The sequence below is a fragment of the Nocardia sp. NPDC003693 genome (assembly GCF_053981095.1).
The window spans coordinates 23086-43629 of the sequence record NZ_JBSFNO010000042.1 but is presented as its reverse complement, the minus strand read 5'-3'; the positions used below and the strand labels follow the sequence as shown (position 1 = coordinate 43629).

Annotated in this window: 25 protein-coding genes and 1 pseudogene; 14 read left to right on the top strand and 12 right to left on the bottom strand. The window is 69.4% G+C overall.

The window, feature by feature from the left end; all coding sequences use genetic code 11:
* The first annotated feature begins 61 nt into the window (after positions 1-61).
* The 3 genes from inhA (at position 62) to ACWDOP_RS32505 (ending at position 2401) form a co-directional block, all read left to right on the top strand.
* Positions 62-898 (top strand): NADH-dependent enoyl-ACP reductase InhA, encoded by an 837-nt coding sequence (inhA, locus tag ACWDOP_RS32515; protein ID WP_454204170.1) that lies wholly within the window; start codon positions 62-64, stop codon positions 896-898.
* A 21-nt stretch (positions 899-919) separates the two neighbouring features.
* A complete protein-coding gene (locus ACWDOP_RS32510) occupies positions 920-1978 on the top strand; it encodes a ferrochelatase (RefSeq protein WP_456348113.1) in 1059 nt (352 codons plus the stop codon).
* Positions 1979-2119: 141 nt separating this feature from the next.
* Positions 2120-2401, top strand: coding sequence for a hypothetical protein (locus ACWDOP_RS32505; RefSeq protein WP_454204172.1), 282 nt, complete (start codon positions 2120-2122; stop codon positions 2399-2401).
* A gap of 18 nt (positions 2402-2419) precedes the next feature.
* Here ACWDOP_RS32505 and ACWDOP_RS32500 read toward each other — a convergent pair whose 3' ends face one another.
* The gene (locus ACWDOP_RS32500) at positions 2420-3112 is read right to left on the bottom strand and encodes a hypothetical protein (RefSeq protein WP_456348112.1); all 693 of its coding nucleotides are present in this window, start codon (positions 3110-3112) and stop codon (positions 2420-2422) included.
* A gap of 90 nt (positions 3113-3202) precedes the next feature.
* Between ACWDOP_RS32500 and ACWDOP_RS32495 the strand changes: the two genes are divergently transcribed.
* Entirely contained in the window at positions 3203-3811 is a 609-nt protein-coding gene (locus ACWDOP_RS32495; protein ID WP_456348111.1) for a hypothetical protein, read from the top strand.
* 41 nt (positions 3812-3852) lie between these two features.
* Here the strand turns inward: ACWDOP_RS32495 and ACWDOP_RS32490 are convergent, their stop codons facing one another.
* Positions 3853-4440, bottom strand: coding sequence for an HD domain-containing protein (locus ACWDOP_RS32490; RefSeq protein ID WP_456348110.1), 588 nt, complete (start codon positions 4438-4440; stop codon positions 3853-3855).
* Positions 4441-4616: 176 nt separating this feature from the next.
* Between ACWDOP_RS32490 and ACWDOP_RS32485 the strand changes: the two are divergent.
* Positions 4617-4952: pseudogene (locus ACWDOP_RS32485) on the top strand (alpha/beta fold hydrolase); the annotation flags it as partial.
* Here the strand turns inward: ACWDOP_RS32485 and ACWDOP_RS32480 are convergent.
* The 5 genes from ACWDOP_RS32480 to ACWDOP_RS32460 form a co-directional block, all read right to left on the bottom strand.
* Positions 4916-5887 carry a glycine betaine ABC transporter substrate-binding protein gene (locus ACWDOP_RS32480; RefSeq protein WP_456348109.1) on the bottom strand — a complete coding sequence of 324 codons (972 nt, stop codon included), beginning with the start codon at positions 5885-5887 and terminating at the stop codon, positions 4916-4918. The pseudogene ACWDOP_RS32485 and the gene ACWDOP_RS32480 overlap by 37 nt on opposite strands.
* The gene (locus ACWDOP_RS32475) at positions 5884-6621 is read right to left on the bottom strand and encodes an ABC transporter permease (RefSeq protein WP_456348108.1); all 738 of its coding nucleotides are present in this window, start codon (positions 6619-6621) and stop codon (positions 5884-5886) included. The genes ACWDOP_RS32480 and ACWDOP_RS32475 overlap by 4 nt, the downstream gene beginning before the upstream one ends.
* Positions 6618-7943, bottom strand: a complete 1326-nt coding sequence (locus tag ACWDOP_RS32470) for an ATP-binding cassette domain-containing protein (RefSeq protein ID WP_454204181.1) — start codon at positions 7941-7943, stop codon at positions 6618-6620. Before ACWDOP_RS32470 ends, ACWDOP_RS32475 begins: the two co-directional genes overlap by 4 nt.
* Positions 7940-8584 (bottom strand): ABC transporter permease, encoded by a 645-nt coding sequence (locus tag ACWDOP_RS32465; protein WP_456348107.1) that lies wholly within the window; start codon positions 8582-8584, stop codon positions 7940-7942. Before ACWDOP_RS32465 ends, ACWDOP_RS32470 begins: the two co-directional genes overlap by 4 nt.
* A 182-nt stretch (positions 8585-8766) precedes the next feature.
* Positions 8767-9696: a TauD/TfdA dioxygenase family protein gene (locus ACWDOP_RS32460; RefSeq protein ID WP_456348106.1), complete on the bottom strand. Its 930-nt coding sequence runs from the start codon at positions 9694-9696 to the stop codon at positions 8767-8769.
* A gap of 111 nt (positions 9697-9807) precedes the next feature.
* On the opposite strand from ACWDOP_RS32460, the gene ACWDOP_RS32455 reads away from it, so the two are divergent.
* The 3 genes from ACWDOP_RS32455 to ACWDOP_RS32445 all read left to right on the top strand — a co-directional run bounded on the left by ACWDOP_RS32455 (position 9808) and on the right by ACWDOP_RS32445 (position 11371).
* Complete coding sequence (locus ACWDOP_RS32455) at positions 9808-10242, top strand: hypothetical protein (RefSeq protein WP_456348105.1); 435 nt, start codon at positions 9808-9810, stop codon at positions 10240-10242.
* Positions 10243-10363: 121 nt separating this feature from the next.
* Complete coding sequence (locus ACWDOP_RS32450; protein ID WP_456348104.1) at positions 10364-10753, top strand: hypothetical protein; 390 nt, start codon at positions 10364-10366, stop codon at positions 10751-10753.
* A 399-nt stretch (positions 10754-11152) separates the two neighbouring features.
* Positions 11153-11371 carry an EF-hand domain-containing protein gene (locus ACWDOP_RS32445; RefSeq protein WP_454204187.1) on the top strand — a complete coding sequence of 73 codons (219 nt, stop codon included), beginning with the start codon at positions 11153-11155 and terminating at the stop codon, positions 11369-11371.
* 6 nt (positions 11372-11377) lie between these two features.
* Here ACWDOP_RS32445 and ACWDOP_RS32440 read toward each other — a convergent pair whose 3' ends face one another.
* A complete protein-coding gene (locus ACWDOP_RS32440; RefSeq protein WP_456348103.1) occupies positions 11378-12520 on the bottom strand; it encodes an acyl-CoA dehydrogenase family protein in 1143 nt (380 codons plus the stop codon).
* 75 nt (positions 12521-12595) lie between these two features.
* Between ACWDOP_RS32440 and ACWDOP_RS32435 the strand changes: the two genes are divergently transcribed.
* The 3 genes from ACWDOP_RS32435 to ACWDOP_RS32425 are packed head-to-tail and all read left to right on the top strand — an operon-like array spanning position 12596 to position 14446.
* The gene (locus ACWDOP_RS32435; protein WP_456348102.1) at positions 12596-13189 is read left to right on the top strand and encodes a TetR family transcriptional regulator; all 594 of its coding nucleotides are present in this window, start codon (positions 12596-12598) and stop codon (positions 13187-13189) included.
* 49 nt (positions 13190-13238) lie between these two features.
* A complete protein-coding gene (locus tag ACWDOP_RS32430) occupies positions 13239-13733 on the top strand; it encodes a pyridoxamine 5'-phosphate oxidase family protein (protein ID WP_454204190.1) in 495 nt (164 codons plus the stop codon).
* Complete coding sequence (locus ACWDOP_RS32425) at positions 13733-14446, top strand: helix-turn-helix domain-containing protein (protein ID WP_456348101.1); 714 nt, start codon at positions 13733-13735, stop codon at positions 14444-14446. Before ACWDOP_RS32430 ends, ACWDOP_RS32425 begins: the two co-directional genes overlap by 1 nt.
* A gap of 42 nt (positions 14447-14488) precedes the next feature.
* On the opposite strand, the gene ACWDOP_RS32420 is transcribed toward ACWDOP_RS32425, so the two are convergent.
* The gene (locus ACWDOP_RS32420) at positions 14489-14881 is read right to left on the bottom strand and encodes a VOC family protein (RefSeq protein WP_456348100.1); all 393 of its coding nucleotides are present in this window, start codon (positions 14879-14881) and stop codon (positions 14489-14491) included.
* Between the two features lie 197 nt (positions 14882-15078).
* Here ACWDOP_RS32420 and ACWDOP_RS32415 point away from each other — a divergent pair, with 197 nt between their 5' ends.
* The 3 genes from ACWDOP_RS32415 to ACWDOP_RS32405 all read left to right on the top strand — a co-directional run bounded on the left by ACWDOP_RS32415 (position 15079) and on the right by ACWDOP_RS32405 (position 16335).
* The gene (locus ACWDOP_RS32415) at positions 15079-15519 is read left to right on the top strand and encodes a DUF6069 family protein (protein WP_456348099.1); all 441 of its coding nucleotides are present in this window, start codon (positions 15079-15081) and stop codon (positions 15517-15519) included.
* A gap of 96 nt (positions 15520-15615) precedes the next feature.
* On the top strand, positions 15616-15750 hold the full coding sequence (locus tag ACWDOP_RS32410) for a hypothetical protein (protein ID WP_454204194.1): 135 nt from the start codon (positions 15616-15618) through the stop codon (positions 15748-15750).
* Between the two features lie 132 nt (positions 15751-15882).
* Positions 15883-16335, top strand: a complete 453-nt coding sequence (locus tag ACWDOP_RS32405; RefSeq protein WP_456348098.1) for a flavodoxin domain-containing protein — start codon at positions 15883-15885, stop codon at positions 16333-16335.
* Between the two features lie 28 nt (positions 16336-16363).
* Here ACWDOP_RS32405 and ACWDOP_RS32400 read toward each other — a convergent pair whose 3' ends face one another.
* The 3 genes from ACWDOP_RS32400 to ACWDOP_RS32390 form a co-directional block, all read right to left on the bottom strand.
* Positions 16364-17536: a thiolase family protein gene (locus tag ACWDOP_RS32400; RefSeq protein ID WP_456348097.1), complete on the bottom strand. Its 1173-nt coding sequence runs from the start codon at positions 17534-17536 to the stop codon at positions 16364-16366.
* An 88-nt stretch (positions 17537-17624) separates the two neighbouring features.
* Positions 17625-18719 (bottom strand): chorismate-binding protein, encoded by a 1095-nt coding sequence (locus ACWDOP_RS32395; protein ID WP_456348096.1) that lies wholly within the window; start codon positions 18717-18719, stop codon positions 17625-17627.
* The gene (locus tag ACWDOP_RS32390; protein WP_456348095.1) at positions 18712-19914 is read right to left on the bottom strand and encodes an AMP-binding protein; all 1203 of its coding nucleotides are present in this window, start codon (positions 19912-19914) and stop codon (positions 18712-18714) included. The genes ACWDOP_RS32395 and ACWDOP_RS32390 overlap by 8 nt, the downstream gene beginning before the upstream one ends.
* Between the last annotated feature and the right edge of the window lie 630 nt (positions 19915-20544).

Sequence of the window (20544 nt, the reverse complement as noted above, 5' to 3'; positions counted from 1 at the left end):
ATAGCCGCACCCGCACCACCAACCAGGCCAAGCACAGCACACGAGGAGAAGCGACCAACCCATGGGTGGATTGCTCGAAGGCAAGACCGTACTCATCACCGGCATCATCACCGACTCGTCCATCGCCTTCCACGCGGCCGCGGTCGCGCAGGAGCAGGGCGCGAAGGTGATCATCACCGGTATTCCGGAGCGGCTGCGGCTGATCGACCGCATCGCCAAGCGCCTGCCGCAGGAGGTGCCCCCGGCCATTCCCCTCGACATCACCAACGAGGAGAACCTGGGCGAGCTCGCCGCCAAGGTCCGTGAACTCGCGCCCGAGGGCGTGGACGGCGTGCTGCACTCCATCGCCTTCGCCCCGCGCACCCTCATGGGCCCCGAGGCGCTGCCGTTCCTGGACGCCCCGGGACCGGACGCCGCCAAGGCCTTCGAGATCTCGGCCTGGAGCTACGCCTCCCTGGCTCGCGCCGTGCTGCCCGCCATGAACGAGGGCGGCTCGATCGTGGGCATGGACTTCGATCCGCGCACCGCCATGCCGTTCTACAACTGGATGGGCGTGGCCAAGGCCGCCCTCGAGTCGGTGAACCGCTACGTGGCGCGGGAAGTGGGCGAGGCCAAGCGCATTCGCTCCAACCTGGTCGCCGCGGGCCCGATCAAGACCCTGGCCGCCAAGGCCATCGCCGGTACCGCCACCGACGACGCCAAGCAGCTGAACATGCTCAACACCTACTGGGACGGCGCGTCGCCCATCGGCTGGGACGTCGACGACCCGACCGTGGTCGCCAAGTCCGTGGTCACCCTGCTCTCGGACTGGCTGCCCGGCACCACCGGCTCGATCATCTACGTCGACGGCGGCGCCAGCCACAACACCTGGTTCCCGGAAAACGGTTTCACCAACTGAGCTGAAGGAGACCCGAGACCCGTGGCCGTCGAGGCACTGCTCCTGCTGTCCTTCGGCGGCCCGGAGCGCCCCGAAGACGTGATGCCCTTCCTGGAGAACGTCACTCGGGGCCGGGGCGTCCCACCCGAACGTCTCGCCGAAGTCGCACAGCACTACCTGCACTTCGGCGGGGTGTCGCCCATCAACGCGCTGAACCTGGACATCATCAAGGCAATCGAGGGCGAATTCGCCGCGCGCGGCATCGATCTGCCGGTGTACTTCGGCAATCGCAACTGGCATCCCATGGTCGAGGAGACCGTGGAGCGCATGCGGGCCGACGGAATCGGTTCGGCGCTGGTGTTTCCCACCTCGGCCTGGGGTGGCTACTCGGGGTGCCGCCAGTACCACGAGGACATCGTGCGGGCGCGCGCGGCGGTGGACGAGGCGCCGGAACTGGTGAAACTGCGCCAGTACTACGATCATCCGCTGTTGATCGAGGCGTTCGCGGACGGCATTCGCGCGGCGGTGGATTCGCTGCCGGAGCAGCGGCGCGCGGGCGCGCGGCTGGTGTTCACCGCGCACTCGATCCCGGTCTCGGCCGACAACGCCTCCGGGCCGCCCGGGGAGCAGGCGCTCTACAGTCGCCAGGTCGCCGAATCCGCGCGGTTGTGCGCCGCGGCAACGGGTTTCGACGACTACGACGTGGTGTGGCAGTCGCGGTCCGGGCCGCCGCAGGTGCCGTGGCTCGAGCCCGACATCGTCGATCACCTGGACGCGCTGGGGGAGCGGGGCGTGGACGCGGTGGTGGTCTGCCCGGTCGGGTTCGTCTCCGATCACCTCGAGGTGATCTGGGATCTGGACAACGAGGCGAAGGAGCGGGCCGCCGAGCTCGGTATGGCCTTCGCGCGGGCGGCGACGCCCGGACCGGATCCGCGGTTCGCGCGCATGGTCGTCGATCTGGTGCAGGAGCACCGCGTGGGGACCGCGCCCGAACGGCTCAGCGCCATGCCGGGTTTGGGCTGCACCGTGAACGGGGCGCCGTGCGTGGTCGGCTGCTGCGAGCTACCCGCGCGCCCGGCGGGCCGTCCGTCGGCCGGCTGAGGGCGCGCCCCGGGTGCCGCTCGGCGCGGACATCGCCGTCGTGCGGGCGGTACCCGGCCGATAGCGCGACACGCTGGGGGTTTGCCGGACAATCCGGCCCCCGGCGCGCGCTGACGGCGAACGAATTGTAATGTCGCGCAGGTGAGTACATCGGAGCGAGGGCCCGTACGTCGTCAGGGCGAGTACGCCGGAGCACAGCGCGCGAGCGGACCGCCGCCGCGCGCCGGAGCGCCGCGATCGGGCGGCGCGGCGGCCAAGAAACGGGCGCTGGGTTCGCCGGACGCGTTCGTGTGGGCGCCGGTGCTCGCGCTGTTCCTGGCCGCGGGCATCTGCATGACCATCGGGCAGTCCATGACGCTGACGGTGATCCTGGTCGTCGTCGCGGTGGTGCTGGTGCTGGCCGACATGTGGATCAACCGCTGATTCTCGTAGTGCGAACGCCTAATCGAAGACGTTCACCGCTCGGGCGATGACCAGACTCATGGTGACCAGGGCGATTCCGGACTGTGTCGCCATGAGGAACTTCGCGTAGCGGGACATGGGCATCACGTCGGTGGGACTGAACGCGGTGGCGTTGGTGAACGAGAGATACAGGTAGTCCGGGAATTCCGGCGTCCACTCCGGGTCGGCGAGATCCGGGTTCTGCATCTGCACGAACAGGAAATCCGGGTAGGGCCGGCGGTGATGGGCGCGCGCCGCCGGGCCGCCGCGGTCGAGTTCCCAGTACCAGAGCGCGAAGACGAGCACGTTCGACATCCACACCGCGGCGCCGGCGGCCAGCAGCCCGGCGGCGTCCTTGCTGACCGACCCGTCGATCAGGCCGAGCACCAACTCGACCACGGCCCAGATCATGCTGAAACCGAGCAACGCCATCTGCAGCAGACTGAAACGGCGGAACCAGATCTCCTCGCGATCGAGGCGGGTCGGACTGGCGACGATCAGCCCCGCCAGCAGGACGAATCCCAGGGCGGGCACGATCCAGCGGGGACCCGGGGTGAACCGGTCCGGCAGGAAGAACTGCAGGACCAGCAGGGCGATCACCGCCGAGGTGGCCAGCAGGCGTGATTCGCCCGCCGTCTTGCGCGCCCACGCCGGAACCCGGTCGTCGTCGGTCTGCTTCTCCGAGCCCGTCATCGCAGCAGTATCACCCGTCCGCCACTCCGCGCCCGTGAGCGACGCAGTTACCGATAGCATCTCGGCACAGCCGAGAAGAGGGGGAGCCCCGTGTCCCTGCCCGGGAATGCGTCATCGTCCCAGTCGCCGTACCCCCGCGCCGCGTCCCGGACCCCGGTGCTCGTCTCGCTCGTCTCGGCCGCGCTGGCTGTGCTGTGCGTACTGGGCGCGGGCGGATTCTTCCTGCTGTACGCCACCGCGAACGACACCGCCGAAACCCGGGACGGCACCATCGCCGAACTGCGCGGGCAACTCTCGGACGCCGCCGCCACAGATGCCCGCCGCGCCGCCGCCAAGCGCGCCGCGTGCGATTTCGTGGTCTTGCTGTCCACCTACGACTACACCGACCTCGACAAGTATTTCGCCGGTCTCCTCGCCGCGTCCACCGGCGAATGGCGCGAGGAGTTCCAGGAAACCATGCCGTTCCGGCGCGGCGACATCGCCACCGTGCGCGGCCGCGCCCAGCCCGCGGAGTCCCCGCACTGCGGCCTCACCTCGTTCGGCGCGCGTTCGGCCGAGGCCCTGGTCTCGGTCGAGCAGTCCCTCACATTCGGCGGCAACACCACCGACGCCCGCGTCGTGACCTACACGTATCTGGCGACCCTCGAGGAACAACCCGACAACCGCTGGCTGGTCAGCAGGGTGAGCCGCCGGCTCTGAGACCGGTTGCGGCGGTGCGTGTCCGGGGCCGCCGGTCCCGCTCACAGCGGGTAGCTCGCCTGGAATTCGAGGCGGCGGTCGGCGTCGGCGGCCAGCCGCTCGAGCTCACCGTCCAGCGCCAGGAAGACCTCCCAGTGCTCCGCGCCCGCGGCCGCCGCGAGCCGCTCGATCACGAGCTGCTCGAGCTCGGTGACCCGCTTGCCCTTCCATACCTTGTCCGCGAGGCTCACCAGCAGGTCCTCGAACTCGATCCCGTCCTCGTCCCAGCTCGCGTGCGTCCGCGCGAACCGCGCCAGCCGCTCCGGAACCCCGCTGCCACAGAGCAACTCGAATCCCGCCGCCTCGTGCGCGGCCCCCGGCCCCGACAACTCGTTCGGGAACCGGATCTTGCCGATGTCGTGCGTGGCGGCCCCGAAACACACCGCGCCGCCGTCGAACCGCACCCCGCCGTGGTGCACCCGCACCCAGTCCACCAGCTGACACGCCACGTCGTGGACGGCCCGCAGATGCGCCCCCAGCCGAGGCGGCGCACCCAGACCCCGCACCAGGTCCGCGGCCCGCTCCGGCAGCGGCCGCAGTGCGGGCGGGCCCACGTCCGTCAGGGCACGGTGCAACGCCGAGGAATTCACCCCCGCCACGGTAGCGAAGGATTCGTCAGGGCTGCGCCACCAAGAAGTCCGTGACCCGGCGAGCGGACGGCTCGGATACACCTGAGCGTTGGGCGTGACGGGTCGCGTGCCTCGGGTCATCGGGCGCTCTTTCTTGCCGAAACCGGTTCAGACGCAACCCCCGACCGCCGTATCGCTCGGTGAACAGCTGGCTGAAACACCCACCTGGGAAGGAAGATTCGAACTCACGGCGGAGTTCCTTACCGCGCGCCGGCGGACCGTTGCCCGGCACCGTTCTCACCCCGGCGGAACTGGCACGTATGGCCGTTCCGGCCGTGTTCGTCTGGGGTGAGCACGATGCGTTCCTCGCCCCGGAGGCCGCCCGGGACAGCATCGGCGCGATGCGTCATGCCCGTCTGGAAGTCGTTCCGGGCGGGCACAATCCGTGGTTCGACGACCCCGCCCGGTGCGCGTCGCACGTGCGGGACCTGCTCGGCTACTCGACGAGCTCCTCGCTCACCAGCCAGTCGTAGGCGACGTCGGACGGGTCCTGCCCGTCGATGTCCACCCGCCCGTTGAGTTCCTGCATCAGCTGATCGGTGAGGCGTTCGGAGATGGTGTCCAGCAGGGGGCGGATCTCGGGGTAGCGGTCCAGGACCGACGCGCGGACCACGGCGGTGCCGCTGTAGGGCAGGAAGAACTTCTTGTCGTCGTCCAGGACCGTCAGATCGAGGTTCTTCACCCGGCCGTCGGTGGTGTACACCATGCCGAAATTACAGGGTGAACTCTTGGCGGTCGCGGTGTACACGACGCCGGCGTCCATGCGGGTGACGTTCCCCGGCGGTACGCCGTTCGGGTCGTTGTAGGGGATGCCGTAGGTGGCGAGCATGGGGATGAAACCGTCGGAGCGGCTGAAGAATTCGTCGTCCACGCAGAAGGTGCGCTCACCCACCGGCAGGGCCGCCACCTCGGACAGGGTCTTCACGTTCAGGCGCTGCGCGGTGGCGGCGGACGCGGCGAAGGCGTAGGTGTCGTTGAAGTTCGAGGGGGCCAGCCACTCCAGGTCGTTCTCGGACTTCTCGATGTCGTGCACCCGCTGCCACAGCTCGGCCGGGTCGGCGATCGTCTCGGTCCTGTTGTGGTAGTTGACCCAGCCGGTGCCGGTGTACTCCCACAGGATGTCCGCGTCGCCGTTGAGCTGAGCCTGACGCGAGGACGCCGACCCGGGCGCGCCGGTCAGGTCCGTGACATCGGCCCCGGCCGCGGCCAGGTAGGTCGCGGTGATCTTGCCGAGCAGCACGCCCTCGGTGAAGCTCTTGGAGGTGACGACGAGTTGCGCTCCGTCCAAAGGCTTCTCGCCGCCCGGCAGACTCGCGTCGTGGAAGGTACCCGACGAGCTCACCAGACCGCAGCCCGCCAGCAGCGCGACGATCAGCAGCGCGAGCGACCCCGCCCGCACCCGCCTCATGACACGCCTCGCGGGGTCGCGGCCAGCTCGACCAGCCTGCCGAGCCAATCGATGGTCAACGCCAGCAGGCCGACCAGGATCGCCCCGGAGATCAGCAGTTTCGGCAGGAACAGGGTGACGCCGGTGGTGATGAGCGTGCCGAGGCTGGTCGCGCCGATGAAGGTGCTCAGCGTCGCGGTGCCGACCAGGATGACCAGCGCGGTGCGCACGCCGTTGAGGATCACCGGAACCGCCAGCGGCAGCTCGACCTGGATAAGCGTGCGCAGGGCCGAGAACCCGATCCCGCGCGCGGCCTCGATGGTGCGCTGATCCACCTGCCGCAGTCCGACGATGGTGTTCTGCAGAATCGGCAGGATCGCGTACACCACCAGACCGACCACCGCGGTCCGGAATCCGGTGCCGAGCCAGAACGTGAACAGCACCAGCAGTCCCACCGCGGGCGCGGCCTGGCCGATGTTGGCGATGTTCACCGCGATCGGCTCGAACCGCTTCAGCGCGGGCCTGGTCAGCGCGATCCCCAGCGGAATCGCCACCGCCACCACGATGAGCGTGGCCACCACGGTCAGTTCGATGTGCGCCAGGATCGTGGTCCGCAGATTCGACCACGCCAGCGACGCCTGCTCGGTCGAGGTGAACGTGGTCGATCGGTACCACAGCAGGTAGCCGACGGCGATGGCGAGAATGATGATCGGCTCGAACCAGACGTCGATCGGCAGGCGGCGCAGCCGGTTCATGAGCGCTCGTCCGAGCCGGGGACCGGATCGGGCTCCGGGGCCGCGTGCGGGGCGTCCGCGAGCGAGCCGGGTTCGTCCGCGGCCGCCACCACCGGCGTCGGCGCGGGATCGGTTCCGTCGACGTAGGTTTCGTACGACAGATCCTCGATCTCGGGATGTCCCTCCGCGAGCTTGGCGCGGATCAGTTCGGTCACCGAGTCGATACTCAGCGAGCCGACCACCGCGCCGCGCCCGTCGGTGACCAGGGTCGCGCCCTGACTCGTCGCGAGCATGGCGTCGAGTGCGTCGTTGAGCGTCGAGGAGCGCGCGACCACCGGCAGCCGGCGATCCAGGAAGTCCGACACCTCGGGTTTGCTGGCCACCTCGGTGAGCGAGGGCCACGACCGCGGGCGTCCGTGCCTGTCCACCACCACGATCCAGCTGTGTCCCGCGGCCTCGGCCCGGGCGATCACCTCCCGCGACGGTTCGCCGATCCGGGCGGTGATCACCCTGTCGTACTCCACATCTCGCACCCGGGACACCGTCAGGTACGCGAGTTTGGCTCCGGAGCCGACGAATTCCCGCACGAACGGCGTCGCCGGATCGGTGAGGATCTCCTCCGGTGTCGCGTACTGCTCGACATGCCCGCCCTCGGACAGGATCAGCACCTTGTCCCCGAGTTTGGTGGCCTCCTCGAAATCGTGCGTCACGATGACGATGGTCTTGCCCAGTTCGTGCTGGATCGCGATGAGGCTGTCCTGCAGGCGAACCCGGGTGATCGGGTCGACCGCGCCGAACGGCTCGTCCATCAGCAGCACCGGGGGATCCGCGGCCAGGGCGCGGGCGACGCCCACGCGCTGCTGCTGCCCGCCGGACATGTCCTTGGGCAGCCGGTCCGCGAAGACCGCCGGATCCAATCCGACCAGATCCAGCAGGTAGTCGGTGCGTTCGGCGATGCGCTGTTTGTCCCAGCCGAGCACGCGCGGGATCGCGCCGATGTTCTTGGCCACCGTCCAGTGCGGGAACAGGCCGCCGGACTGGATGACGTAGCCGATGGACTGCCGCAGCCGGTCCGGATCCTCCTTCGTGACATCGCGCCCGTCGATGAGGATCCGGCCCTCGGTCGGCTCGATGAGCCGGTTGATCATCTTGAGCGTGGTGGTCTTGCCGCAGCCCGACGGCCCGACGAACGCGACGATCTGCCCCGCCTCGATCTCGAGGTCCAGCCGCTTCACGGCCGGTTTCTCCTGTCCCCGATAGCGTTTGACGACGCCGTCCAACCGGATGGACGCACCCGTCACATTGCGTTCGGCCGGCACCTGCCGGTCGGTCAACTCGGTCATGCCAGACCCTTCGGGATGGTGAGACGTCCGAGGAGGACGAGGAGCGCGTCGAACACCAACGCGATGAGGACGATGAGAATGGTTCCGGTGAGCGCGGATTCGAGGGCGTTGGCGCCGCCGAGCCGGGACAGTCCGTTGAAGATGAGCGAGCCCAGACCGGGGCCGAGCACGTAGGCGACGATCGCGGCGACGCCGACCACCATCTGGGTCGAGATCCGGATGCCGGTGAGAATGACCGGCCAGGCGATGGGCAACTCCACGGTCAGCAGGATGCGCCGGCGGGAGAGCCCGATGCCGCGCGCGGATTCCACCACCGATTCCGGTACCGACCGCAGGCCCACGATGGCGTTGCCGATCACCGGCAGCGTCGCGAAGAACGCCAGCATGATGAACGAGGGGACGACCCCGAGCCCGAACGGGACCAGCAGCAGGGCCAGCAGGGCGAGCGAGGGGATGGTCAGCGCCACCCGGCTCGTGGTGAGCGTCAGCGCCGAGGCCAGCGGCAGGCGGTAGACCGCGATCGCGATGAGCACCGCGATGAGCGTGCCGACCAGCACGGTTTGGAAGGCCAGGGACGCGTGCTGATAGGTGAGGAAGGTCAGGACTTCGCCACGGCCTCGGATGTAGCTCCACAAATGCACGGGATTCCCCTCATCGGCCGGGAGGCCGGATCGGTTCCTGTCTGCGTTGCACCGGACATGCGAGCCGTTAGACAGTAGTCGAAATTCGCCGGTCGTTTGCCGGTGACATGCGATCCGGGTGGGACCGTTATGGGCTTGTGCCCGGCGGGCGGTGTCCGCCTGGTCTCGTTCGGAGCGGCGGCTCAGGCCGCGCGCGGTACCTCGGCGTCGGAGTAGTAGCCGGCATCGCCCGCGATCACCGTGCTGCGTGTGCCGTCGATTCCGGCCGGGATCTCACCGGCCAGGGTAATGCGGGTCAGCTTGCGGTGCTCGCCGCCGTCGTAGTCGTCGACGGCATAGTGCTGGGTTGCGCGGTTGTCCCAGATCGCGACGTCACCGAGCTGCCAGTCCCAGCGGGTGGTGTTCTCCAAGCGGGTGATCCGGTTCTGGAACAGCTGGAACAGGGCGCGCGACTCGCTGCCGGACAGGCCCACGAGTTCCTTGACGAAGCAGCCCAGCAGCAGAGCGCGCTCGCCGGTGACCGGATGCACCTCCACCACCGGGTGCTCGGTCTCGAAGTAGGTGGATTCGAACTCGCGGCGGTAGGCGGCCGAGTTCTGCTCCGAGGCACGGCCTTCGGTCGCGTAGTCGTAGCGGTTCGTGTGCCGGGCCCGCAGGCTCTCGGCCAGCCGCTTGAGCGGTTCGGGCAGCGCCTCGTAGGCGGCGACGGTCGAGGCCCACGTGGTGGAGCCGCCGTAGCTGGGCAGGGTCACCGCGCGCAGGATCGAGGCCTGCGGCACGCGGTCCACGAAGGTGACGTCGGTGTGCCAGACGTTCGAACGGCCGTGCTGGGAGTCGATGGCCAGGCTCTTCGCACCCGTGGACAGGGTCGGGTGCGGGGTGGTGGGGACGCCGAGGAGTTCGGCGAACTCGTACTGCCCGTCCTCGGTGAGATGATCCTGGCCGCGGAAGAAGATGACCCGGTGCTCGTTCAGGGCCGCGCGGATCGCGGCCACCGTCGGGGCGTCGAGGCCGCCGCCGAGCCGGACCCCGTCGACGCGCGCGCCGATGTGGGCTCCGAGTTTGACCACCCGCACGTCAGCGGCCGGCTCTGCGAATCTCTCGACGGACATGTGCGGGCCTCTCACTCGAACCGAATGGAGCCCAGATCAAACATCGGAAACGGGGTGCGTGACCACCTTTGCGATCACCCGGATCGAATCCCGCGCCTACAGTTCGGTGGCATGGTCGCTGTGCGTCGAATGTGGTGGGGAATGCTGGCCGTGCCGGTGCTGGCGGTGGCCGGGTGCGGGGACCCGGACCCGACGCCGGACGAGCCGGGTATCGAGAACGTGGCACTCGGTGCGGACTTCACGCTCGCACCCCGGGACGTCGCGGTCGCCGACGAGAATCGGCTGCGGGTGCGGTTCGACGAGGTGACCGGGGACAGCCGGTGTCCGGAAGATGTCGATTGCGTCTGGGCGGGCACGGCGACGATCGTCGTGACGGTGACCGCGGGGGCGGGCGAGTCGCGGCAGGAACTGCACCTCAACCCGAATACCGGGGTGACGGTGGAGGGGTACCGGATCGACGTGCGCAAGCTGGCTCCGGCGCGGCGCACCGACCGGGCGATCTCGGCCGGGGACTACCGGGTGACGCTGGTCGCGAACCGCTCCTGAACGGTCGCGGCGCGGGGTGGCACGGACTGCAAGGTTTCCATAAGCGTTCGCAAGGGCGCCGTCCCTACCCTCGTTCCATCCAAGCAGACTTCCACTCCCGGAAATCCAGATGGGGAACGCCATGCGAACCGCACTCACCACCGCCCGCCCCGCGAAGCTCGCCGCGTTCGCCGCGGCCCCACTGGCCGTCGCTGCGCTCGCCACCGCGGTCGTGACCGCGACCGCCGCCCCCGCCGCGGCCGAGCCGACCTACCCCGGCTCCTGCCTGGTGGTCCAGAACCACACCGGCCGGACCGTCGAGATCACCCTGAACTATCCGACTCACGCCGGCCGCTGGACCTTCGCCCCCGACGAGGTCTCGGTCCTGAGCTCGAAGGGCCGCGTGGTCACCTCCCCGACCGGCACCTGGAACGTCCACAACGAGCCCGACGCCGAGGGCGTGTGGGTCTACTCCGAGGACCGCAACGCCGGCAAAGGCTGCAACGGCTCCTGGATCCTGACCCTGAACTGACATCGACTCGACCGGACGTCCCGGGGAGAGGGGGTCGATGGCAGCAGCACTTCCGAGGGGAAGCAAGGGTTCGCAGGTGTCGTGACGGGTACCCGCGAACCCTTCGCCATGCCATGATCCAGATGCGCCCCACACCCTGGCGTTGGTGGGCAGTGCTTTTCTTTTTACAGGCCATACCGGCACCACTGGCAAAGCTCCAAGAGGGAACCTGATGTGGCGTAGCCGATTTCGGCAGGAGTGCGTCGAATGTGATCGTGCATCGAGTGCGAGTTCGGAGTAATCGATCTCGGGTGGGGTGGGGGAGGCTGCCGTATCGGCAGGTGTGAGGGGTGTTGGGGGAGAACGGATGCGATACTTCGGTGGCCGAAAACGGCTGTTGGACGTGTGAAGGAGTGGGTCATGGGTGGATTTACTGTTGCGGAAGCCAAAGCCGTGTTCGCCAAGGTCGACACGAACGGCGACGGGTTCATCAGCCTCGAGGAATACACGACGGCCGTGGAGGCGTACGGGTTCTCGACCGAGGCCGCCAAGCAGGCCGCGCTGGCGATCATCGCCCGGGCCGACCTCAACCGCGACGGCAAGCTCAGCCTCGACGAGCTATTGACCCTCGTCAGCTGAGCGAGGTCAGTTCGCGGCCAGACCGCGGGCGATCACCAGGCGCTGAATCTGGTTGGTGCCCTCGAAGATCTGGGTGATCTTGGCTTCGCGCATGTAGCGCTCCACGGGGAAATCCTGGGTGTAGCCGTAGCCGCCGAGGACCTGGACCGCATCGGTGGTGACCTTCATGGCGGCGTCGGTCGCCACCAGTTTGGCGACGCTGGCCTGGCGGGAGTACGGCAGGCCGGCGTCGCGGCGACGAGCCGCGTCGAGGTAGGTGGCGCGGGCGGAGTCGACCGCGGCGGCCATATCGGCCAGGACGAAACCCAGGCCCTGATGGTCGATGATGGCGCGGCCGAAGGCTTCCCGCTCCTTGGCGTAGGCGACCGCGTCGTCCAGGGCGCGCTGGGCAATGCCGGTGGCGACCGCGGCGATCCCGAGGCGACCGGAATCCAGGGCGCTGAAAGCGATCGACAGACCCTGTCCGGGGGCGCCGATCAGGCGATCGGCCGAGATCAGGGCATCGTCGTAGGCCGCACTCGTGGTGGGAACCGCGCGCAGGCCCATCTTCTCCTCGGGCTTGCCGAACGACAGGCCGGGGGTGTCGGCGGGAACCAGGAACGCGGAGATGCCGCGCGAACCCTCGCCCGTGCGCGCGAACAGGGTGTAGTAATCGGCCTTGCCGCCGTTGGTGATCCACGCCTTGGTGCCGGTGATCCGATACCCGTCGGCCGATTCCACCGCGCGGCAGCGCAGCGCCGCCGCGTCCGACCCGGCGTGCGCCTCGGACAGGCTGTACGCGCCGATCAGATTGCCGGACAACATCTCCGGCAGCCACCGCTGCTTCTGCTCCGCGGTGCCGTACCCGAACAGCGGATGGCACGACAGACTGTGCACGCTCACCGCCACCGCGACCGCGGCCCAGCGCGCCCCCAGCTCCTCGAGCACCTGCAGGTACACCTCATACGGCTGGGCGCCGCCACCGAATTCCTCCGGGTACGGCAGGCTCAGCAGCCCCGCCGCGCCCAGCGCCGCGAACGCCTCCTCCGGATAGCGCTCCTGCTTCTCGTATTCCGCGGCCTGCGGTTCGAGCACCTTGTCCGCGATATCGCGGGTCAGCTCGATCAGGTCGCGGGCTTCGGCGGTGGGCAGCAAACGATCGACAGGCATGGCCAGCACATTACGTCCAGCATCCAATTGCGTGCAAGGCAGCACGTAATATTCGGCGTTGGCTAGACTGAGCTCGTGGTTTCCGGTCTACCCCCGAACAAGCACCAGGAGAAGAGCCTGCGCACGCGGGCGCTGCTGCTCGACGCCGCCATCGACAGCCTGGCCGAGGTCGGCCACGCGAGCGCGTCCATCGCCGACATCACCGCGCGGGCCGGGGTGACCAGGGGTGCGCAGTTACACCACTTCCACACCCGGCAGGAGCTGTTCGCCCAGACCATCGAACATCTCACCCAGCGCCAGCACGAGGCCCTGCAGCGCCGCGTACGCAACTTCGCGCAGGCGTCGGCGGGGGAGACCCTGGTCGAACTCGTGACCGCGCCCTTCGCCGGCAAACTGGGCAAGGCGTCGGTGGAGTTGTACGTCGGCATCGCGAACGACCGCGAGTTGCGCCGCAACATGTTGCGCGTACAGCACGATCTGACCGTCGACCTGCTCGACGCCTGCGCCGCCCGCATAGACGTACCGCGCGACCGCCTGGAGTCGGCGTTCTGGCTCACCATCAACCTGGTGCGCGGCGCGACCTTGGACGAAATGGTCGGCCGCGACCGGGTACGCCGCAAACAGGTCCTCGCGGACTGGGCGCGCCTGGCCGACGGCCTGCTGAGCTGATCGGCGCGACGCGAGCACTCTGTCGGACCCCGCGAGTACGGTCGAACGAATGACGTCCTGGTCCGAGTTCGTTGAGTCCGCGCCCCGTATTTCGACAATCTTCGCCCGCCGGCACGCCGCGACCGGCAACCTCTGCATGCTCGGCACGACCCGTGCGGACGGATCCCCGCGCATCAGCCCCCTCGAACCCCGGATCTTCGAGGGCGACCTGTGGCTCGTGGGCATGCCCCGCACCACCAAGTTCAAGGATCTCGAGCGTGATCCGCGCTTCTGCCTGCACACCGCCACGGTCGATACGCAGGTCGGCGACGGCGACGCCAAACTCTTCGGCACGGTGCACGACGTGCTCGACGAGGGAGTGCGCGGGCGCTGGCTCGAGACCCTGTTCGAGGAAACCGGAATGGACTTCCGCGGGGAGAAGTTCGATCACTTCTACGCCGCGGACATCACCGGCGGCTCCGCGGTCGAACTGATCGACGGCAAACACATGGAGGTCACCATCTGGAAGCCCGGTAGTTCCGAGCGCGTGGTGCGCAAGGACTGATGCGCCCCGACACGGTGACGCCGACCGGCTATCGAGAGCGCCGGTCGGTCGTCGCGGGCGCGGTGGTGTGGGACCGCGAGGTCACGGCCGGCGCCGGCGCCCCGATCCTGCCCGACGGCTGCATGGATCTGCTGCTCATCGCCGACCGGCTCGTGGTGGCGGGCCCCGACACGCACGCCCAGCGCCCCGGCGCGGCCCCGGCCACGCGGGTGACCGGCATCCGCTTCCATCCCGGCACCGCGCCGGCGCTGCTCGGCGTCCCCGCGCACGAATTGCGCGACAGCAGAGTCGAACTCGCCGACCTGTGGAGCCGGGACAGGGTCCGCCGCGCCCGCGAACTGCTCACCGCCGCGCCGACTCCGGCGACCGGGCTCGAGACGATCGCCCGGTGGCTGGCGGCCGATGCCGCCCCGCCCAACCCGATCCTGGCCCGCACCGTGATCGAGTCGGCCGCGGGCGCGAGCGCGGCGGACACCGCGGCCCTGTTCGACATGACGCCGCGGCACCTGCACCGGCTGTGCCTGGACGGGTTCGGCTACGGCCCGAAGACCCTGTCCCGCATCCTGCGCATGCAGCGCGCGCTCGCCCTCGCGCGGGCCGGGGTGTCCCTGGCGGAGACCGCGGTGCTGGCCGGGTACGCCGACCAGCCGCACCTGTCCCGGGACATCCGCGCGCTGGCGGGGATGCCGCTCACGCGCCTGCTGCGGCAATAGTCGTGCGCGGCCGCATGATTCGGCCGCGCACGAGCCCCGCGTTCAGCTCAGCGGCGCGTACAGATCGATACCGTTCCCGTCGGGATCCAGCACCACCGCGTACCGCTGCCCCCAGAACGCGTCGAACGGCTTCATCTCCCCGCGATACCCCGCGGCGGTCAACTCCTCGAACTTCGCGTCGACCGCGCCCGCCGAATCGCACCGGAACGCCAAGCCCACGCGTCCGTCACCGTTGCCCGCCTTCCACTCGGGGTGGAACGAACGAATGGTCTCCTCGCTGTCCAGCGCGAACCGCATACCGCCCGGCAACTGCGCCTCCGCGTGCGGCAGATCCGCGGCGCCCGCCTCGAACTCCAGCCCGAGCAGCCCGTAGAAGGCCACGGCCGCACCCATATCCGAGACAACGACGCTGACGACATCAAAGTGAATGCTCATGGACGACACGGTAGGCGCGGGGCGCGCCCGGTGTCTTGAACGAATCGGACGTGGATCGCGTGTCCACCATGTAGCCCGGCTACGACCGGGCGATCGGTGACCCACGTCACTGTTGCCCGAAAAGCATTGACCTGAACAATTATCGAGGTTTCACGATGGAGTCCAGAACTTCATCGCTCTTCCACTCGGAGGTCATCATGACGACCGCAGCCACCAACACCACTCGTTCCCTCGTTCCCGTTCCCGCTCTGAGCCGCCCGGTCGCCGTCCTCGGCGCGGTCGCCGGCGCCGTGGTGGCCAATCTGATCGTCTGGGCGATCGGCGCGCTCGCCGGCGGATCCTTCGAAACGACCATGGACGGTCAGGCGCAGAGCGTCGCCCCCGGCGGGATCGTCACCCTGACCGTCGTGCCGCTGCTGGCCGGGCTCACCCTCGCGGCGCTGCTGTCGTACCGGTGGGTCGGCGTGCTCCGGCTCGCGGCGGTCGTCGGTTCGCTGCTCGCGGTGGGCACCATCGCCCTGACCGTGGCGGCCGACTTCGACACCACCTCGACGATCGCGCTGGCGGTCACCCACCTGACGCTGGTGCCCGCGCTGGTCATCGCCACCGAAGGCATGCGCCGCAAGCTCATCGGGTGAGTCTGCTCATGGAAGGCCCGCACCCCGGGGTGCGGGCCTTTCCCGTGTCCACGGCAGTCCAGGCATATCGGGCGCAATCCCGGGTAGGCGCTGATCATGGAGATTTTGTTGATCATCGCGCTCGCGATTCTGGTCGGTGTGGTTCTGCTGCGCCGGCGGCTGGCGGGCCGGGCGTCCCGCGACGATTTCACCACGGGAAACCCGCCCTCGAGCAACGACAAGTCGATCTGAGGATTCCCGGCGCGACGGCGGCCGGGCGGCAGTAGCGCACCGGCCGGGATCGATCGCGCGTGGCACTCTTCATGTATCCCTCCGAGACCCTGTAGGTTAGGTTAGGCTTACAAACCTTGAAGGGAGCTGTGCGTGCGCGTCGTCATTCTGTTCGGGTCCGAACTGGGCACCTCCGAACTCGTCGCCGAGGCCATCGCCGACGAACTGTCGGGCCATGACGTCTCGGTGTTCGACATGCTGGATTTCGATCCCGACGATCTCGACACCGGTGACTTTCACATCGTGGTGTGCTCGACCTACGGCGACGGCGAACTACCCACCGGCGCGGAGCCCTTCTTCGACGCACTCGACGCCACCGCACCGGATCTGACCGGCCTGCGCTTCGCGGTCTTCGGCCTCGGCGACATCATCTACGGCGACACCTTCAATCGCGGCGGGGAGATCGCGGCCGAGAAGCTCGCCGCCCGCGGCGCGATCCAGGTCGGCGAGCACGCCCGGCACGACTCCTCGACCGACATCAAGCCCAAGGACATGGCGTGCGAATGGGCGCGCACCCTGCCGATTCCCGCGCTCGCGAACAGCTAGCGGCACAGCGGAACCGGCGGTCGCGCGGCTAGAGCGCCTCCAGGATCATGGCGTTGGCCTGGCCACCGGATTCGCACATGGTCTGCAGCCCGTAGCGGGCGCCGCGGGCACGCAGCGCGTGCACCAGGGTCGCGGTGATCCGCACCCCGCTGGCGCCGAGCGGATGCCCGAGCGAGATCGCGCCGCCGTGCACGTTCACCCGCGCCGGATCCGCGCCGGTCTCGTGCGCCCACGCCAGGACGACACCGGCGTACGCCTCGTTCACCTCGAACAGGTCGATGTCGGACACGGCCAATCCCGTTCGCTCCAGCACCTTTTCGGTGGCGGGTACCACGGCGGTCAGCATGAGGAACGGATCGTCGCCGATCGCGATATGACTGCGAATCCGGGCCAGGGGCGTGAGCCCGAGCCGGCGCGCGTGCTCGGTGGTGGTCACCAGCACCGCGGCGCTGCCGTCACCGAGGCGGCTCGCGTTGCCCGCGGTGATGTGCCAGCGGATCTCCGGGAAACGGCGGGCGACGGCCTCGTTGTAGAACGAGGGCCGCAGCGCGCCGAATCCGGCCGCGGTGCCGTCGAATCGAATGTTCTCGTCGTACGACAGGCCGAACACGGGCGGGGTCAGCTCGGCCTCGAACAACCCATTCTTGCTCGCGTCCGCGGCGCGGCGATGACTCTCGAGCGCGTAGTCGTCCAACCGCGCGCGGCTCAGATCCCAGCGCGCGGTGACGAGTTCGGCGCTGATGCCCTGCCACGGCACGCCCTGCGGATAGCGTTCCAGGAACGCGGATCCGGTGAGATTGTCCGCGTCCAGCAGGCTGGTGCCCATGGGAATCCGGCTGACCGATTCCACCCCCGCGGCGATCACCACGTCGCAGTCGCCCGCGATCACCGCGTGCGCGGCGAACCGCAGCGCCTGCTGGCTCGCGCTGCACTGGCGGTCGATCGTGCTGGCGGGCACCGACTCCGGGAATCCGGCGGCCAGCGCGGCCCGGCGTGTCACATTGGTGGCCTGCTCGCCCACCTGACTCACCACCCCGCCGATGACCTCGTCGATGAGCGCGGGGTCGAGTCCGGTCCGCGTGACCAGCGCGCGCAGGCTGTGCGCCATCAGATCCACCGGGTGCACGCCGTCCAGGGCTCCGCCCGGTTTGCCCAGGCCGATCGGTGTCCGGACCGCGCCGACGATCACCGCGTCGCGCATGGAACCGCCGGTGCCGAAGTGGTCGTGCGAGGTGCGACCAGGCGTCGCGATGGATGTCGGCGGATCGCGACCTCGCCTCGGCGCGTGCTCACCGCACCGGGCCCAGGACGCGGCGCATGGTCGCGAGTTTCGTGGCGGTCCGGGCGAATTCGAGGTTCGCGCGGCTCTCGGGCAGCAGGCCGCCGCCGGCGCGCAGGGTGATGTGGCCGCGGTGGGTGTCGAGTTGCATGCCGCGCAGGGCGAGGTGGAACTCGCAGTCGCCGGCCGCGTCGAGCCAGCCGACCAGACCGCCGTGATAGTCACGGGGGGATTCGTGGTCGCGGATCAGGCGCAGGGCCGCGGGCTGCGGAGACCCGCACACGGCGGGGGACGGATGCAGTGTCCGAATCAGTTCCGAGACCGGCAGTTCGGTGTCCAGGAGGGTGCCGGTGACGGGTGTGCCCAGGTGCCACAGGTCCGCCGCAGCGATCAGTTCGGGCTCGGGCGGGTGCTCGACGCGCGAGCACAGCGGAGCCAGGGCCGCGACGAGGAAGTCGAGCAGTCGCCGGTGTGCGGTGAGGTACTCCGGGGTGAACAGCTCGGCGCGGGCGCGGGCGCGATCCTGGGACTCGGCGATCCGCGGATCGCGCGCCACGGTGCCGGCCAGCGGGGTCAGCGCGACCGTGGCGCCCGACTTGCGCAGGAACAGTTCGGGACTGGCCCCCATGGTGTGGACGCCGGGGGAATCGAGGTGTTCGACGTAGTAGTTCCGCGCCCGCGGGTAGAGCGTGACGATGCGTTCGAACAGCTGTGCCGAGTCGGCCGTGCCCTCGTAACGGAATCGTTCGGCACGCGAGACCACGATCTTGTCCACGCCCGAATCCGGTGCGCGCAGCAGCGGCAGGGCGTGATCCAGCAGGCGCAGGTAGGCCGCGATGGCGGCGTCGTTGAATTCGATGTCGGGACGCACGCCGCCGGGCGCGCTCGCGGGCACGGTCCGCTCGGGGGCGTCGCGCCAGCCCAGATACAGCGAAGCGTTCGCCGAGCGGGGATCGAAGGGGATCGCGCCGGCCACCAGATCGCCGTATTCGCCCGTGTGGACCGCGATTTCGGCTTCCTCGAGGTTCGAGTAGCAGATGAGCGGGCCGCGCAGTCCGACCCGGCCGTCGCTCCCGGCCAGTTGGAAGCGCGTCCGCTCACCCACGTGGCGCGCCGATCTCGGCGAGCAGCCGGTGGCGGATGGCCACGCGGTCGATCTTGGCGTTGGGTAGCAGCGGGAGTTCGGCGTTCAGGACGATGTGTTTCGGGACGGCCGCGCGGCCGAGCCGCTCGCGTACCAGTTCCCGCAGCGCCCCGGGATCTCGCGTCGAAAAATCATGGCGGGGAACGATATACGCGCCCACGATCTCGCCCCACTCGCTGTCGGGCAGACCCAGGACGACGGCGTCGTCCACCCACGGGACCTCGGCGAGCTCGCGTTCCACGGCGGTGGCCGAGACCTTGACGCCGCCGGTGTTGATGAGGTCGTCGATGCGGCCGGTCGGCACGAGCACGTCGCCGTCCCAGCGGCCCCGGTCCGCGGTGCGATACCAGCGCTGTCCGGCCTCGACGTAGAAACCGCCCGCATCCGGACCCGGATTCAGATATCCGTCCGCCAGCACGGGGCCGCCGATGTGGATGAGCCCGTCCACGATCCGGACCCGCACCCCGTCCAGGGGCCGCCCGTCGTAGACGCAGCCACCGCAGGTCTCGGTCATGCCGTAGGTGACGACCGGCCTGGTCACCGCGCGCAGTTGCCGCTCGGTACCGGGATCGAGGCGCGCCCCGCCGATGAGGACGGTGTCGAAGGTCGCCAGCGCCGCCCGCCCGCGCGCGTCGGCGAGCAGCCGCGTGACCTGCGTGGGAACCAGGGAGGTGTAGCGCCGCTCGCCGGTCAGGCGCGCGGCGGCCGCGGCGAAGACGGCGCTGTCGAAGGGGCCTGCCGGAAGGGTCGATACCCGGGTGCCGCCCAGGGTTGCCCGCGAGACCACCTGGAATCCGGCCACGTATCCGGCGGGCAGGCACAGCAACCAATCGCCCGTGCCGCCGAGCCGATCCGCGGTCGCGCGGCTCGAGGCCAGCAACGCGGTGCGCGACAGCAGTGTTCGTTTCGGCACGCCGCTGGATCCGGAGGTGGACAGCAGGACGGCGGTGCCCGCGGGTACGGTCGCCGGAAGCGCCTGCGCCTGTTCCTGGTTGGTGATCGGCGCGATGGCCTCCCCACCCCGGTAGGCGTGCTCGATGGCCCGGTGCAGCACCGTCACGGCCGCGTCGGCCGCGGTGGGCAGCGGGATCGGGCGCAGTGGGATCTCGGCCGCGGTGGTGCGGGCGGTGGATTCGGGGTGCGGCGCGGAGGTCATGCCGCGGCCGCGTGGTCGGGGCGAGCCGGCGTCGGCGGCTCATTGTGGGGAACCAGTTCACGGCTGGCTACCGATCCGATTCGGTGCCGAATGGAACTATGAGTTGCTGAACACGTTTCGACCTGGGAAATCATTTGCCCTGCCCGACTTGCTCACCGGGCGGCAGCCCGGCATCCACTTGCTGGTCGCCCGACCGGCAACCATTCAGCGGCACGCTATCCCCGCGCGCGGCACCTGTCAATCCGTGGCGGGGGCGGGCGAAGTGGATTCGCCTGGACCGTATTTGCGGGTAGCCGCCGGGGCGAGTAGGAGCTGCGATCTGTCGATGGCAAGCGGGGGTGCCCGGCCGTTTCGCCCCCTGTGCAGGGGATGTGCGGGCCGTGTTCGCGGTGTCCTCGCCGTGCCGGCGCTCGCCACTCCTGGTCCACCACCGGGCTCACCCGGACAGTCACGGCGAGTCGCGCGGGACACGCGGAAGGGTTCGCTGTCCGACCCTGTGAAGGTAACCACATCGACCGCGTCCGCCGAGCGTTCCCGCGTACTCGTTCGCGCGGATCATGCGGCCGCGCAAATGGATTCGGCTCCGCTCGCAGACCGGCAGGGTGGCCGCGTAACCCTGGGCAACCGGAT